Here is a 13,281-nt window from a genome sequence, read left to right on the forward strand (position 1 = left end):
CGCGATGGGATCTTCTGCCCCTTCGATGCCGCGTGCAGCAAAGCCCGTCCGCTGGCGGCGCGTACTCGTCACCCGCTCGGCGCGCGAGCATGCACACGGACTGAGGATTCTTGAGCGCGCTGCCGCCATCGGTATCGAGGTTGTCGAGCTGGCCGGGGACCGGCTCGTCCTGAACCCTCCTGGCGATCCGCGCGCAGCCTACGTCGACGCCAAGTCCACATTGGCCGTCGTCGTCGCGCCGCCCTCTAAGCGCAGGCTTCAGCCGATAGCGCCGAGTGCGGACTGGCGAGTGGACCTGGCCGAGGGCTGTCCGGCCCATTGCAGCTACTGCTATCTGGCCGGCTCGCTGAAGGGTCCTCCGATCACGCGCGTATACGCCAATCTGGAGGAGATCCTCAACGTCCTGCCAGCCTATCTCGGCCAGGGGACGGTCACGTCGAGGAGCGCCGTTCGATCCAACGAGGGCACTACGTTCGAGGCATCCTGCTACACCGATCCGCTAGCTCTCGAGCCCCTGACCGGCTCGCTTTCCGCGCTGATCGAGTGGTTCGGCAACTGGGACGTCGAGGCGCAGCTCCGCTTCACGACGAAGTTTGCCAACGTGGGCTCACTCTTGAATCAGGATCACCGTGGACGAACGCGGATGCGCGCCTCGATCAATCCGAAGGCATTCGCGCGTTTCGAAGGGGGAACCGACCCCGTGGCGGATCGGCTCGACGCGCTGCGCCGGATGGCGATGGCAGGATACCCGGTCGGCCTCACAATCGCGCCGATCATTGCGGCGCCTGCCTGGGAAGCCGCTTATGCCGAGCTCATTGAGGCCGCAGCACGCAGTCTCCAGGCCGTGTCGAACCTGGACCTCACGGTCGAGCTGATCACACACCGCTTCAACGCGGGATCCAAGGCGGTGCTCGAGACCTGGTATCCCGGCTCGGCGCTGGACATGAGCATTGAAGGCCGGGTTGCGAAGCGCACGAAGTTCGGCACGGAGAAGCTGGTATACGATGGCGAGACGATGCGGCGGTTACGCTCGTTCTTCGAACGAGAGGTTGCGATACGCTTTCCAGCTGCAGCCATTCTCTATTGGACCTGACGAGGGCGTTTGCTGCTCTCAGCCGGAGCCACCTGGCTTCTTTTCGGCTATTTCGGTCTGACCTCCATGCGCGAGGAGGCCGTCTTTCGGCTTCTTGCCGGAGTGGGGATTGGGATAAGCTCCGCCACCGGAATCTCCGCCGCCTTTCCGTCCGGTCGAGTCTTCTGCGGCACTATGATCGCCGCGACCCGGGACCTGGGTAGGGTTCTTTTCCTCTGCCATCGTTCACTCCTTCCGCCCTACAACGCTCGGCGAACCTTTGGGTTGGCCGATAAAATAGCGATTGATCTCGGGCGAGGCCGCGAGGGTACTGCCATCGGAGCAGCAGAAGCAGGGGCGATCTGCCTTAGACGGCTTGCCCCCTAGTTGGTCAAAGGCGCGTTTGGATAACTCTTTTGGGGAGTTTGCCATGCCGTCGACGATCACTGCGAAATTCGACACACGCCGCGAAGCCGAGATGGCTGTTGAGCGCTTGGTTCAGGAGTTCCAGGTCGAGCGCACCGATATTTTCGTGACGACCGACGGCGATGAGAACAGCGCCGGGGACGAGACAGCGGGATCGGATAATGCAGCAGCCGAGCCCACGACGGAGAGCAGGTCCGATGCAGCTCTGACGGGAAAGATCACAGTTTCGGTCGACGTTCAAGATGACAGTTCGGCTGCCAACGTTCGTGCCGCGCTCACCGAATTCGGCGGCAGTCCTCAAGCTAGCTGAGTAGTTCATGGCCGATGATCCTCGCGGCAGGTCTGTGCCGAGCGGACGACTGTCGCGATTTGGTCTCTTCGGTCGGATGGCCGGAGGGGTTGCTGGCGGCATGCTCGCGGAAGGCGCTAGGCGCTTGGCATCGGGCGATCGTCCAAAGATGACCGATCTCCTGCTGACGCCTGGCAATGTGACCCGCGTCGCCGACCAGCTCGCGCACCTTCGGGGCGCTGCGATGAAGCTCGGCCAGATGATCTCCATGGACGCGGGGGACATGCTGCCTGCCGAGCTTACCCAAATCCTCGCCCGGCTGCGGGACAACGCTCATCACATGCCGCCACCACAGCTCGACAAGGTCTTGCGCGAGGAATGGGGGACGGACTGGCGTAGGCGGTTCAAGTTCTTCCAAGCCCATCCGATTGCCGCGGCCTCGATTGGTCAGGTCCACCGTGCGGAGCTGCCGGATGGCCGCGTCCTAGCGATAAAGGTTCAGTATCCAGGCGTGGCCGAAAGCATCGATGCGGACGTCGACAACGTGGCAACGCTCCTGCGCATCTCCGGCTTGCTGCCCCGAGAGCTCGACGTCGCGCCGCTCCTTTCCGAGGCGAAGCGGCAGCTGCACGAGGAGGCCGACTACCGGCGCGAGCTCGATATGCTCGAACGCTATCGCATGCTCGTGGGCGAGGATCCGGCGTACGTGGTGCCCCAGGCGGATCCTGAATTCAGTACCGGTCGCGTCCTCGCGATGGACTTCGTGCCAGGTGAACGGATCGAGGCGCTGGAGGGACGATCGCAGGAGGAGCGGGACGCCGCAGCCTCCGCTCTGGTGACGTTAGTGCTTCGCGAGCTGTTCGCGTGGGGCGTGATGCAGACCGATCCCAACTTCGCCAACTACCGTTGGCAGGCGAACGAGGAGCTTCCGTCTGCTGGTCGGCTGGTCCTTCTGGATTTCGGTGCCGCTCGGCTGACCAAGCCGGAAACTCGCGCTGGCTATCACCAGCTGCTGTTGGCTGGCCTGTCCGGTAACCGTGACGAAGTCAGGGCGGCGGCGGTCGATGCCGGCTTCCTCGGAGCGGCCGCGGTCGAACGGCACGGTCCCGCAGTGGACGCGATGATCGACGTGATAATCGGTGAGCTCAATCGGCCTGGAGCGTTCGACTTCGGGGATCGCGCCTTCGTCTCCGTGATCCGCGATGAGGCAATGACCGTCGCCGAGGACCGCTTGACCTGGCATCTGCCTCCAGTCGATACCTTGTTCGTGCAACGGAAGGTCAGCGGCACCGCGCTGCTATGTGCCCGCCTCAAGGCGCGTGTGGACATCCGGAAGATGATCGAAGCGTATCGAAATGTCGATCCAACGGGCTGCGCCGACGCCTCCATTTAGGGATCGGAACGTCGATCGCTCTCGTTCGTCCGGGAAGCGACGGACAGGAGTGAGAAATGGCGATCTTCAACAAGGACATGGTCGAACTCGCGAGCAAGAACGAGCTCTGGCAGAAGGAGGTCTATCGAGACCCGAAGGTGCAGATCGTGCTGATGAGCATTCCGGCCGGTGAGGAGATCGGGTTGGAGACTCATCCCGCCGATCAGACCACCTTCATCGTTCATGGCGAGGCGAGCGTCGTGATCGAAGGCCATTCAACCAAGGCGGGCCCGAACCACCTGGTCGTCGTTCCGAAGGGCTCCGAGCACAACATCATCAACAAGGGTGCTGGCACGCTGAAGCTCTTCTCAGTCTACGCTCCGCCAGCTGAGCCGGAGGGCGCGGCGTTCAAGACGAAGGCTGAAGCCGAGGAGGCGGAGAAGGGCATCCTGTCCAAGGCAGCGGATAAGCTGAAGGGCATGATGGGCGGCTGACGCCGTTCGGCGGCAGGCCCGCGTTTGAAGCAATCGCCCGTCGGCACAATCGATCAGACGGTAAGATGCCCGCGCTGGTCGTCGGTAAGCACTCCGGCCATCCCGGGGACCTCGTCGAGCTGACGGGTGTCCGTGAAGCGACCGCGCTCGTCTCGATACCTGGCGATCTCGAACCCGTGCCCCTTGAGCCCGTCAGCTGCGTCGAGCTCGTCTGCGGACGCGACGTTGATGTTGGTCATCGGCACGGCTCAGGACCTCGCTGGTGGGGACATGGGGCCACCGACCTCGATGGCCTTCCTGAGCCCCTGTGTCGCTTCCAGACGACCGAGGTACGACAGTATGTCGGGGTGCTCGTCGAGCTGGCCGGCCTTGCGCAGCGCGTCGAGAAGATAGCTCATCTGGATGTCGGCCAGGGTCAGCCGGTCTCCCAAGAGGTATGTGCGCCCGCGCACGCCATCCGCGATGTAGGAGAGGGTCTTCCTCAGTTCTGGTGCGGTGAAGCCGGCGAGCCCCTGCGAGAGGCCGCCCGTCATTGTGCCCAGCAAGGTGAGCATGACGGGAAGCGCAGCCGAGCTTTCGACGTAGTCGAGCCACTCGTCGTGTATCGCACGATCAGGCGTCCCAGGTGCGGGAACGAGGCGGCCGTCGCCGTACTTCTGTTCGAGGTAGCGTAGGATGGCAGCGGATTCCGCAAGGACGAGGTCGTCGTCGACGAGAATCGGCGCCTTGCCGAGGGGGTGGACGTTAGCGAGCGCCGCTGGCGCTCTGAAATGCTCGTCACGTTCGTAGGTCTTGAGGTCGTAGTTGAGGCCGAGTTCCTCAAGGAGCCAAAGCACGCGGGTGGAGCGTGAGAAATTAAGGTGATGAAGCGTCAGCATGTACCTGCCTTAGTCTATCTGCCTGCCCCAACGTCCGGGTGCCCACGTCGGTCCCCGCGATCCTTCTAGGATCAGCTAGATGGCAGGACGCTAGAAGCCGGGTTTGCTCACGCCAGCTTTGGCGCTTGACCAAAATCAAGCTAACCGCCCCGAAGGATGTGGAAAACTCCGCACCGATCACCATCTTCAGATTATAAAATTGGACATGTTCGGAGGATCGCACACGGACCTTTCTCCACTAATTCTCGCCTTCGGCGACAGCCTGACGGCCGGTTACGGACTCGGCGCTAAGGAGTCGTTCGCGGCGCAACTGGAGGCGTCGATCCGGGGCCGCATGCCATTGGCGCGGGTGCAGAACGCGGGCGTTTCCGGCGACACCTCCGAACGCGCCCTGGCGCGCCTTCCGAGACTGCTTTCTTCGCTTCTTCGCCGGCCGGATCTGGCGATCGTGGAGTTGGGAGCGAACGATTTTCTGCGTGGCATCCCTCTCGAGCGGACTCGCGCGAACCTCGACGCGATCATCACCGAATTGAGCCGGTGTGGCATCCCCGTGATGCTGGCCGCGATGCAGGCGCCTCGGTCCCTCGGGGCCTTCGCTGAGAAGTGCGATGCGCTCTATGCCGATCTGGCCCGCAAGAATGCGATCCCGGTCGTCCCGTTCTTTCCCGCTGGGGTCATTGGCAACCCCGGGCTCACGCTTCCCGACCGCATCCATCCAAATGCGGCTGCGATCCGGTTGATCGTCCGGGGAATGTTGCCGGCCGTCTTGGACGCGCTGATTTCGCAGCGGGGGATCGCCGCCTGAAGGCGGATACCGAGGTGGTGAGCCGAGTTATTGTCGGATGAGGAGGCCTAGATGGCTGGTGGTTGGACGCGCGATGGCGCGGTGCAGGATCAGATCGACGACACGATCACTGATGCGGTGCTCAGCGCCCGTGCGCGAATGCCGTTGGGTGAGAGTGCCGACTATTGCGACGACTGCGGAGACGAGATCCCGGAACGTCGGCGGCTAGCGTTGCCGGGGACGCGCACATGCGTAGGATGCCAGTCGGCCCGAGATGCTGCGTATCGTCCGGCTGGTTTCAATCGTAGGGGCAGCAAGGACAGCCAGCTACGCTAATTGGCTTCGATGGCTGCCGTCATCGGTGGCGCCAAGCACGGCAGCTGGCATCTGGTCATGACGACCCGCCACTCCCGCCTCGGCCGCCACGCCAATCGAACCGCCTAATCACCGCTCCGGTCGCTGCCTTATCCTTTTGCTCGGCGATGCAGTTCGCTGGTGCTCAGCGCTAGGCTGCGGTCGCGTATCGGTCCGTTTCGGGAACGTCATCGCGCCGTGCATGTTTTCGTCGCGATCCTCGAAGAAGGGCTGGTGGAGATTGGCGCAGTGTAAGCGCGAAAACGTCCCCACATTTTCGTAGGCGCTGATCTGGCTATGTTTCGCCCCTCGTTTGAAGGGTATCGTAGTGGCCGATGATGTAAGAACATTCGAAACAGGTTTCGAAAGGCAGGAGGGCCAGCGGCCCTCGCGTATGGATGTCATTCCAGCAGGACCGATGCGGCGTCGGTGGTCGGCCGAGGCCAAGGCCCGGATCATTGCGTCGAGTTTTGAACCCGGCGCCAACATCGCAGAAATTGCACGAACGCATGGACTGCTACCGCAGCAGCTCTACGCTTGGCGGCACGACAGTATTCCGGGCAAGCGCCTTTCCAACAAGAAGCTGGGCTTTGTCCCGGCGATGATTGAAGATGCGGGCGTCACTGGCTCGGCTGATGATGGAAGCGATGAGATCGTGATCCGCACGGCCGCCCTTGCTATCCACGTGCCACCGGGCGCGAGCGAGGAAAATATCGCCCGGGTGCTCGCCGCTGTGAGCCGGTCGGGATGATCATCCCGCCAGGGCCGCTCAAGGTGATGGTGGCGACAAAGCCGGTCGACTTCAGGAAAGGTGCCGTCAGCCTCGCGGCGCTGGTCGAGCATGAACTCGGACTCAAGCCCTTCTCGGGGGTGGTCTTCATCTTCCGCTCGAAGCGGGCGAACAGGATCAAGCTGCTGGTCTGGGACGGCACCGGCCTGGTGCTTGTGAGCAAGGTTTTGCAGACCGGAGGCTTTCATTGGCCGCGGGCGCACGATGGCGTGATGCGGCTGTCGGCATCGCAGGCGTCGGCCTTGTTCGAAGGGCTGCAATGGTCGAAAATGCACACGCCACGCACCCAGGTTCCGGTGACGACGCGATAGGTCGCATGCCTGATTCCCCTGATCGAAAGGCCATTGCGGACCGCCCGAAAACTGCCAGAAATGGGGCATGTCCGCCACGGCATCCGACCTTCCTGATGATGTCGCCACCCTCAAGGCGATGGTCTTGGCCGGCCTCGAGCGTGAAGCTCGAATGCAGCATATCATCGACCAGATCACCCGCACGACCTTCGGGAAACGGTCGGAGAAACTGAGCGAAGATCAGTTGGCGCTTGCCTTTGATGATCTCGACGTCGCCCGTGCTGAACTCGAGGCGCTCGGTGAGCAGGCAGCAGGCCAGAAGAAGGAACGGGCGCGAAGGGAAAGTGGGACAGCACGGGCGTCGCTGCCGGCGCATCTGACCCGCGTTGAGGAAGTGATCCTTCCAGACGAGAAGGAATGCCCCTGCTGCGGAGGCACGCTGCACTGCATAGACAGCGACATATCGAGCCGGCTTGATGTGATCCCGGTCCAGTATCGCGTGATCGTCACGTCCCGACCGAAAATGGCTTGCCGCGCATGCAGCGAGGGGGTGTTCCAGGCGCCCGCGCCTAAGCATGTGGTGCCAGGCGGCCTGCCCACCGAAGCGTTGATCGCCGATGTTCTGGTCAAGAAATATGCCGATCACATGCCCTTCTATCGCCAGGCGCAGGCGCTTGTGCGTCAAGGTATCGAGATCGACCGGGGAACTATGTGCAACTGGGCGGGCCGAGCTGCAGGCTGGCTCGGGCGCCTGACCGGCCGGATGAAGGCTGACCTCCTGACGGGCGGCAGGCTGTTCGTCGATGAGACCACTGCCAAGGTCCTGGCCCCCGGCACCGGCAAGGTGAAGACGGGATATCTCTGGGCGATCGCTCGTGATGATGGCGCGCATGGCGGCACCGATCCACCGGCGATCGCCTACACCTATATGCCGGGGCGTGGGAAAGTCTGGGCAGAAAAATTGCTCGGGGACTTCACCGGCATCGTCCAATGCGATGGCTATGGCGCCTATAAGCATATCGAGGCGCTGGACCGGAAGGGCGGCCCGGGAACGCTCGCCTTTTGCTGGGCGCACGTTAGGCGTGGCTTCTTCGACGATGCCAAGGGCGGCAACGCCCCCGTCGCCGATGAGGCGCTAAGGCGGATCGCCAGTCTCTATAAGATCGAGGCTCGTATCCGAGGCTCCAGCCCCGAACGCAGGTTGGCGATCCGCCAGGCTGAAGCCACGCCGATCATCGCCGGCATGCGCCCCTGGCTCGAGGAAATACTGCCCAAGCTGCCCCGAAGCTCCAATACGGCCGAGGCCATCAGATACACCCTCAACCACTGGAAAGGCCTCGTCCGCTTCCTTGAGGATGGGCGGATCGAGTTGGACAACAATACCGTCGAACGGTCCATCAGGCCCATTACCCTCCAGCGGAAAAATGCCCTGTTCACAGGCCATGACCTGGGAGCTGAAAACTGGGCGACCTTCGCCAGCCTCATCGAAACGTGCAAACTGGGTGGTATCAACCCTCAGGCCTACCTCACCGATGTCCTCACCCGTATCGTCCTGCGCAACGACACAGATCCAATCGATGATCTGCTCCCTTACAACTGGGTCGATAGCCGCCTCGCCGCCAGCACCGTCATCGAACAGGCCGCCTAACGCCTGCCAGCGGGGGTGATTTAGCGCTTACGGCGCAGTCGGCGTTTGGTGACGAGTGTTCGAAGGGCCCGAGTGCTCGCCGTCCCGTACTGCGCTGCGCCTTCACCTGTGCGGTCGTCACAAGCCTTCTCGGGGGATGCCACGGTGTTCCGCACAAGGCGCCGGTAAGAGCCTTTGACAAGGTCAGGGCCACGCCGCAGGAGACCGTCATCGCAGTTCCGATCAGCGCAAAGCTCGGCAACCTCGCGCTGGCGTTGAACAAGGCCGTGCCGAAGCGCCTGTGGTCGATCGACAAGCCTGATCAGCTTTGCGTGGCCTCCAAGCAGGTGAAGGTGCTGTTTGCTCGGGTCAAGACGCCGGACCTGAAGTGCCGGATCGTCGGCGAGGTGATTCGTGGAGAGATCGCGATCTCCGGAGCGGGCAAGGACATCGTCGTGTCGATCCCCGTGCACGCGACCGTCAGCGCCAAGGACGTCGGTGGCGTTCTGAGGCAGGAGACGGCCCAGGCCGACGCGCATGTCCGCGCCCGCCTACGCCTCGACCTCGCTGACGACTGGACGCCGCGCGCGACGGCCGTGATCGCCTATGACTGGGTTGATGCGCCGCACATCCAGTTCCTGGGCCAGCGCATCGAATTCACCGGCAAGGCGGACGATAAGCTGAAGGGCGTCATCTCAAAGCTCCAGCGGTCGCTTCCAGGAGAGCTCAGGAAGCTGCGTTTCCGCGACCGGGTTGAGTACGCCTGGCGCGGCGCCTTCACGTCGGTTCAGCTCAACGAGAGCAACCCGCCGGTCTGGATGCAGATCAAGCCACATGAGCTCGATTACGGGGGCTACGAAATAAATGGTGATCGACTGACCCTGAAACTCGGGATGAGGGCGTCGACCGAGACGTTCGTCGGTCCTCGCCCGGCGGATCCGCCCGCCACGCCCCTTCCGCCGCTCCGGCACGTCGCCGAGAAGGCAAGCCGCGTGCTGTTCACGATCCCGGTCATAGCCGACTACAGGGAGCTTGAGCCGGTGCTGGCCAGGGCGCTGGCGAAGCGATCGCAGCGACCGTTTCAGGTCCCCGGCATTGGTCCGGTCAACGCTACATTCGGCAAGGTGCAGGCATACGGCACGACTGGCGGCCGTATCGCGGTCGGTGTGACCTTCAGCGCGGCCCGTCCGGGAAGCACGCCCTCCCACGGCACGATCTGGTTGACAGCCCGTCCGGTCAACGAGGTCAACAGCCGCCAGATTGGCTTCGCTGATCTCGAGGTGAGCGGCGTCACTAACTCGACCGGCACCGGGCTGCTCATCAAGCTGGCGAACACGCCAGGCCTCTCCAGCACGATTGCGGGCGCCCTGACGCAGAACTTCAGCAACGACTATGACAAGTTGCTGTCGAAGGTCGGGCAGGCGGTTTCCGAGAAGCGCGTCGGCGACCTTGTCGTGCGCGCCCGGATCACGGACGTGCGCACCGGCCGGATCGTCGCCGCAGGCCAAGGCGTCTACCTGCCGGTCTGGGGCAAAGGCACCGCAAGTATCGAACTCGCCCCGACTTCCCTTTCGAACTAGTATCTTGCCGCAAGCGCGGTCGGTCAGGGCTCGGCTGACAGGGCCTCGACCAGCTCTTCGACTCTCTCCAACCTCGCGGCCGGATCCTGGATGCTCTCCGAGAGCAGCAGGCGACCCTTCTTCTCCTCGAGTCCCAAGGACTTCGCGTCACGATCGAAGTCGCTGCGGGGTGTCAGCGCGACGGCAGCCGGGCCCGCGTCGATCCGCGCGATCCTAGCGACACGTGATGCCACGCGGACGCGCGCGATCCTGAGTAGTGTTTCCGCCTCAGGCGGCATCGTTCCGAACCTGTCGGCGAGCTCGTCGGCGAACATCTGAAGCCCGTCGCCGTCCTCGATGCGGGCCAACCGACAGTAGAGCGTTACCCGCAGCTCCTCGTCAGGCAGCCAGCTCTCCGGAAATCTACCGACGACGCCGAGGTTGAGCTCAGGGCTCCAGCGCTCGGTGTCCTCGCCGCGCGACGCGCGGATGGAGGCCTCGAGGAGGTGCTGATAGAGATCGACGCCTATCAGCTTCATGTGCCCGGCTTGAGCCTCGCCGAGCAGGTCACCCGCCCCGCGCATGTCGAGATCCTGCGCGCTGATCGCGAAACCGGCGCCCAGGCGGTCGAAAGCCTCGAGCGTGCGCAGCCGCTTGAGGGTGCGTGGGGCGATCTCCGCGGACGGATCGGTGAGCAGCAGAACCTGCCCACGACGGCTACCCCTCCCGACGCGACCACGAAGCTGATGGAGCTGGGACAACCCGAAGCGGTCCGCGCGCCAGATGACCATTGTGTTAGCGCGAGGGACGTCGAGGCCGGCCTCGATGATGTTGGTTGCAAGGAGAACGTCGCCGTCGCCTCGACCGAACCGGACCATGGCATCGTCGATCTCCGGCGCGGGCATCTTTCCATGCGCCTGAACCAGTTCGAGCTCCGGGACGATCTTCTCCAACTGGGCGGCTAGAACCGCCATGTCCTCGATCCTCGGTACGACGACGAAGCTCTGGCCGCCCCGGCTCTTCTCGCGCAGCAGCGCGGTCCGGACCGTCTCCGGCACGAATGGTCCAACCGAGGTGCGGATGGGCTGACGACGCGCGGGCGGCGTCGCGATCACCGATAGTTGTTGGAGGCCGACTAGAGCGGTCTGCAGGGTTCGCGGGATCGGGGTGGCGGAGAGTGTGAGTACGTGCCCCGCGCCAAGCTCGCGCATCCGTGCCTTGTCGGCGGCGCCGAAACGCTGCTCCTCATCAATGACAACGAGCGCGAGATCCTTGTAGGTCACGCCCTTGGCGGCGACGGCCCCTGTCCCGACCACGACTCCGATTGATCCGTCGGCGAGACCCGACTTCACCTGCTTCCTCTCGGCAGCGGTCGAGAGACGGGACAATCCTGCCACGACGATGCCCGTGCCCTCGAACCGCTCGGTGAAGCTCTCGATATGCTGACGTGCCAGGACAGTCGTCGGAGCGGCGACCGCGACCTGCCGTCCGGCGAGCGCTGCGATGGCCGCTGCGCGCAGCGCGACCTCGGTCTTGCCATATCCCACGTCCCCGACGACCAGCCGGTCCATGGGTTGGCCGGATGCCAGATCGTCGCGCACGGCTTCTATCGCCCGCGCCTGATCGGGCGTCTCGCTGAACGGGAATCCAGCGGCGAACCGTTCGTATGCGTCGGCTGCCGGTTCCAGCTTCGGCGCCGTTCGCTCGGCGCGTTCCCCGGCGAGCTTCGTCAGTTCACGCGCGCTCTCCGCGATCGCTGCGTCAATTGCGCCGCGACGCTTCTCCCAGCTTCCGCCATCGAGCTTGTCCAGCGTGACGGCATCCGCCTCCGCGCCATAGCGCCAGATGCGGTCCGCCTCCGCCACCGGCACGAGACGTATTCCGCCGTCCGCGAAGGTCAGGGCGATGGCATCGCCGGAGTCGGCGCCGTCGACCTCGGGCATCCGCTCGAGACCGGCAACGACCGATATGCCGTGATCCTCGTGGACCACCACGTCTCCGACCCGGATTTCCCCGAAGGAGAAAAGCGTGGTGTCGGCCGGCGCCGTTGGGGCGTCCCCGCGCTCCGCCCGGCTACCCAAGAGATCCGCAGCGGCGACCGCCAGCACGCCTTCGCGGTTGAAGCCCCGCTCGACGGGCATGGTGAGGGCGTGGACCGAACCGGGCTCTGCGGCGGCGATCTCCGCCCAGGACCCCGCATGACCGACTGGCCGCTTCATCGCGGAGGCAACTCGGCTGGAGAGGAACCGGAGATCGCGCTCACTACCGAGGAGCGCGATCTTCAGTCCGGCCTCCGCCGCCGCTAGCGCGGCCTTTGCGAAGGTTTGCAGCGGACGCTTGGCTTCGACGAAGCGCGGCGGTGCTTCGCTCGCCGGTTGAAGTTCGACCACCTCCCGTCTCGATAGCGTTTTGCGCCAGAGGGCGTCGGTCGCCACGTCGCGCACCGCGCGCTTCGGACGACGGCGTGCGGCATCCTGCGCCAGCGCGATGAATCGCCTGCGACGATCGTCCGAGGGGGCGGGAACGACCACGCGGAAATCAGGCAGGTGATCCAGTAACGTCACGGCCCTCTCACCGAGCGGCGGCTCGGCTACGCGCCCCAGCTCCCGCCGATCGCATTCCGCCGTCGTGCGCTGATCAGCCGGATCGAAGATGCGGATGGCGGCCACGCGTCCCTCGCTCGCCTCGATCCGGAGGGGGGCGTCGGCGTCGGCCGGATAGACGTCGAGAACCTGTCCGCGCAGTCCGATCTCACCCGGCTCGTCTACGCGTTCATCGGGGATGTAGCCGATTTCCTCCAATCGCCCGAAGAGCTCCCCCAGATCGACTGCCTCGCCCACCACGACGCGCGGGAGCACCGCGTCGAAGGCGGCAGGCTCGGGATAGAGGCGGCCGAGCGCCTCTCCCGTCGTGATGCAGACGATGCGGGGTCGTTCGGGCTCCGCCAGCAGTTGTCTGATCCGAAGCAGCGTCGAAACCCGCCGGCCGACGTTGGCGGGGGACGCGGGCGAGTCGTCTCCTGGCAGCGCGTCGCTGCTTGGGCAGAAGAGGACGGCGGCTTCCGGTGCGGCGGCAGCCAGCGCCTGCGTGACGGCCACTCCGCGCTGCTCGTCCGCAGCTGCGAAGAGTATGTCCCCGACGGAGGCGAGTTTCGCCAGGTCGACGGCGATTTCGCCGATGCCGAGCGTCGCCTCCTCCGGGGGTGCCGACAGAATTTCGTCGGCAGCTGCAGTCATTTACGATCTCCCCCAAACGGGGCTGATCTCCCCATGTCGAGCGCCCGAACGGACCAGCGATCGCCACGTTCCTCGGCACTGATCCACATCAGTCCGTATTACCAGGCACG

13 protein-coding genes are annotated in these 13,281 nt (G+C 64.3%); 10 read left to right on the top strand and 3 right to left on the bottom strand.

All coding sequences use genetic code 11. From position 1 onward, the window contains the following. The first annotated feature begins 25 nt into the window (after window positions 1-25). From PQ455_RS13460 to PQ455_RS13475, 4 genes are all read left to right on the top strand, one after another. The gene (locus PQ455_RS13460) at window positions 26-1,093 is read left to right on the top strand and encodes an SPL family radical SAM protein (RefSeq protein WP_273686606.1); all 1,068 of its coding nucleotides are present in this window, start codon (window positions 26-28) and stop codon (window positions 1,091-1,093) included. A 409-nt stretch (window positions 1,094-1,502) separates the two neighbouring features. Then, window positions 1,503-1,808 carry a hypothetical protein gene (locus PQ455_RS13465; RefSeq protein ID WP_273686607.1) on the top strand — a complete coding sequence of 102 codons (306 nt, stop codon included), beginning with the start codon at window positions 1,503-1,505 and terminating at the stop codon, window positions 1,806-1,808. A 7-nt stretch (window positions 1,809-1,815) separates the two neighbouring features. Further along, window positions 1,816-3,180 carry an ABC1 kinase family protein gene (locus PQ455_RS13470; protein ID WP_273686608.1) on the top strand — a complete coding sequence of 455 codons (1,365 nt, stop codon included), beginning with the start codon at window positions 1,816-1,818 and terminating at the stop codon, window positions 3,178-3,180. A 56-nt stretch (window positions 3,181-3,236) separates the two neighbouring features. Then, window positions 3,237-3,653 carry a cupin domain-containing protein gene (locus PQ455_RS13475; RefSeq protein ID WP_273686609.1) on the top strand — a complete coding sequence of 139 codons (417 nt, stop codon included), beginning with the start codon at window positions 3,237-3,239 and terminating at the stop codon, window positions 3,651-3,653. 53 nt (window positions 3,654-3,706) lie between these two features. On the opposite strand, the gene PQ455_RS13480 is transcribed toward PQ455_RS13475, so the two are convergent. Together PQ455_RS13480 and PQ455_RS13485 are read right to left on the bottom strand one after the other, a co-directional pair. Next, entirely contained in the window at window positions 3,707-3,892 is a 186-nt protein-coding gene (locus PQ455_RS13480; RefSeq protein ID WP_273686610.1) for a helix-hairpin-helix domain-containing protein, read from the bottom strand. 9 nt (window positions 3,893-3,901) lie between these two features. Then, the gene (locus PQ455_RS13485; RefSeq protein ID WP_273686611.1) at window positions 3,902-4,531 is read right to left on the bottom strand and encodes a glutathione S-transferase family protein; all 630 of its coding nucleotides are present in this window, start codon (window positions 4,529-4,531) and stop codon (window positions 3,902-3,904) included. A 205-nt stretch (window positions 4,532-4,736) separates the two neighbouring features. Between PQ455_RS13485 and PQ455_RS13490 the strand changes: the two genes are divergently transcribed. The 6 genes from PQ455_RS13490 to PQ455_RS13515 all read left to right on the top strand — a co-directional run bounded on the left by PQ455_RS13490 (window position 4,737) and on the right by PQ455_RS13515 (window position 9,956). Beyond that, window positions 4,737-5,336: an arylesterase gene (locus tag PQ455_RS13490; RefSeq protein ID WP_273686612.1), complete on the top strand. Its 600-nt coding sequence runs from the start codon at window positions 4,737-4,739 to the stop codon at window positions 5,334-5,336. A gap of 51 nt (window positions 5,337-5,387) precedes the next feature. Then, complete coding sequence (locus tag PQ455_RS13495) at window positions 5,388-5,651, top strand: DksA/TraR family C4-type zinc finger protein (RefSeq protein ID WP_273686613.1); 264 nt, start codon at window positions 5,388-5,390, stop codon at window positions 5,649-5,651. 346 nt (window positions 5,652-5,997) lie between these two features. After that, entirely contained in the window at window positions 5,998-6,420 is a 423-nt protein-coding gene (locus PQ455_RS13500) for a transposase (protein WP_273686614.1), read from the top strand. Continuing rightward, window positions 6,417-6,770 (top strand): IS66 family insertion sequence element accessory protein TnpB, encoded by a 354-nt coding sequence (tnpB, locus tag PQ455_RS13505; protein WP_037487421.1) that lies wholly within the window; start codon window positions 6,417-6,419, stop codon window positions 6,768-6,770. The genes PQ455_RS13500 and tnpB overlap by 4 nt, the downstream gene beginning before the upstream one ends. A gap of 67 nt (window positions 6,771-6,837) precedes the next feature. Beyond that, entirely contained in the window at window positions 6,838-8,397 is a 1,560-nt protein-coding gene (gene tnpC / locus PQ455_RS13510; protein WP_273686615.1) for an IS66 family transposase, read from the top strand. Between the two features lie 254 nt (window positions 8,398-8,651). Continuing rightward, complete coding sequence (locus tag PQ455_RS13515; protein ID WP_273686616.1) at window positions 8,652-9,956, top strand: DUF4403 family protein; 1,305 nt, start codon at window positions 8,652-8,654, stop codon at window positions 9,954-9,956. A 23-nt stretch (window positions 9,957-9,979) separates the two neighbouring features. Here PQ455_RS13515 and PQ455_RS13520 read toward each other — a convergent pair whose 3' ends face one another. Next, complete coding sequence (locus PQ455_RS13520) at window positions 9,980-13,171, bottom strand: helicase-related protein (protein ID WP_273686617.1); 3,192 nt, start codon at window positions 13,169-13,171, stop codon at window positions 9,980-9,982. Window positions 13,172-13,281 lie beyond the last annotated feature (110 nt).

The sequence above is a fragment of the Sphingomonas naphthae genome (assembly GCF_028607085.1).
Lineage (GTDB): Bacteria > Pseudomonadota > Alphaproteobacteria > Sphingomonadales > Sphingomonadaceae > Sphingomonas_Q > Sphingomonas_Q naphthae.

Bases quoted from the DNA above. Each gene is read 5' to 3' on its own strand.
- PQ455_RS13460 (WP_273686606.1), top strand. From the start codon at position 26: ATGCCGCGTGCAGCAAAGCCCGTCCGCTGGCGGCGCGTACTCGTCACC.
- PQ455_RS13490 (WP_273686612.1), top strand. From the start codon at position 4,737: ATGTTCGGAGGATCGCACACGGACCTTTCTCCACTAATTCTCGCCTTC.
- PQ455_RS13465 (WP_273686607.1), top strand. From the start codon at position 1,503: ATGCCGTCGACGATCACTGCGAAATTCGACACACGCCGCGAAGCCGAG.
- PQ455_RS13520 (WP_273686617.1), bottom strand. From the start codon at position 13,171: ATGACTGCAGCTGCCGACGAAATTCTGTCGGCACCCCCGGAGGAGGCG.
- PQ455_RS13480 (WP_273686610.1), bottom strand. From the start codon at position 3,892: ATGACCAACATCAACGTCGCGTCCGCAGACGAGCTCGACGCAGCTGAC.
- PQ455_RS13495 (WP_273686613.1), top strand. From the start codon at position 5,388: ATGGCTGGTGGTTGGACGCGCGATGGCGCGGTGCAGGATCAGATCGAC.
- PQ455_RS13470 (WP_273686608.1), top strand. From the start codon at position 1,816: ATGGCCGATGATCCTCGCGGCAGGTCTGTGCCGAGCGGACGACTGTCG.
- tnpB (WP_037487421.1), top strand. From the start codon at position 6,417: ATGATCATCCCGCCAGGGCCGCTCAAGGTGATGGTGGCGACAAAGCCG.
- PQ455_RS13475 (WP_273686609.1), top strand. From the start codon at position 3,237: ATGGCGATCTTCAACAAGGACATGGTCGAACTCGCGAGCAAGAACGAG.
- PQ455_RS13485 (WP_273686611.1), bottom strand. From the start codon at position 4,531: ATGCTGACGCTTCATCACCTTAATTTCTCACGCTCCACCCGCGTGCTT.
- tnpC (WP_273686615.1), top strand. From the start codon at position 6,838: ATGTCCGCCACGGCATCCGACCTTCCTGATGATGTCGCCACCCTCAAG.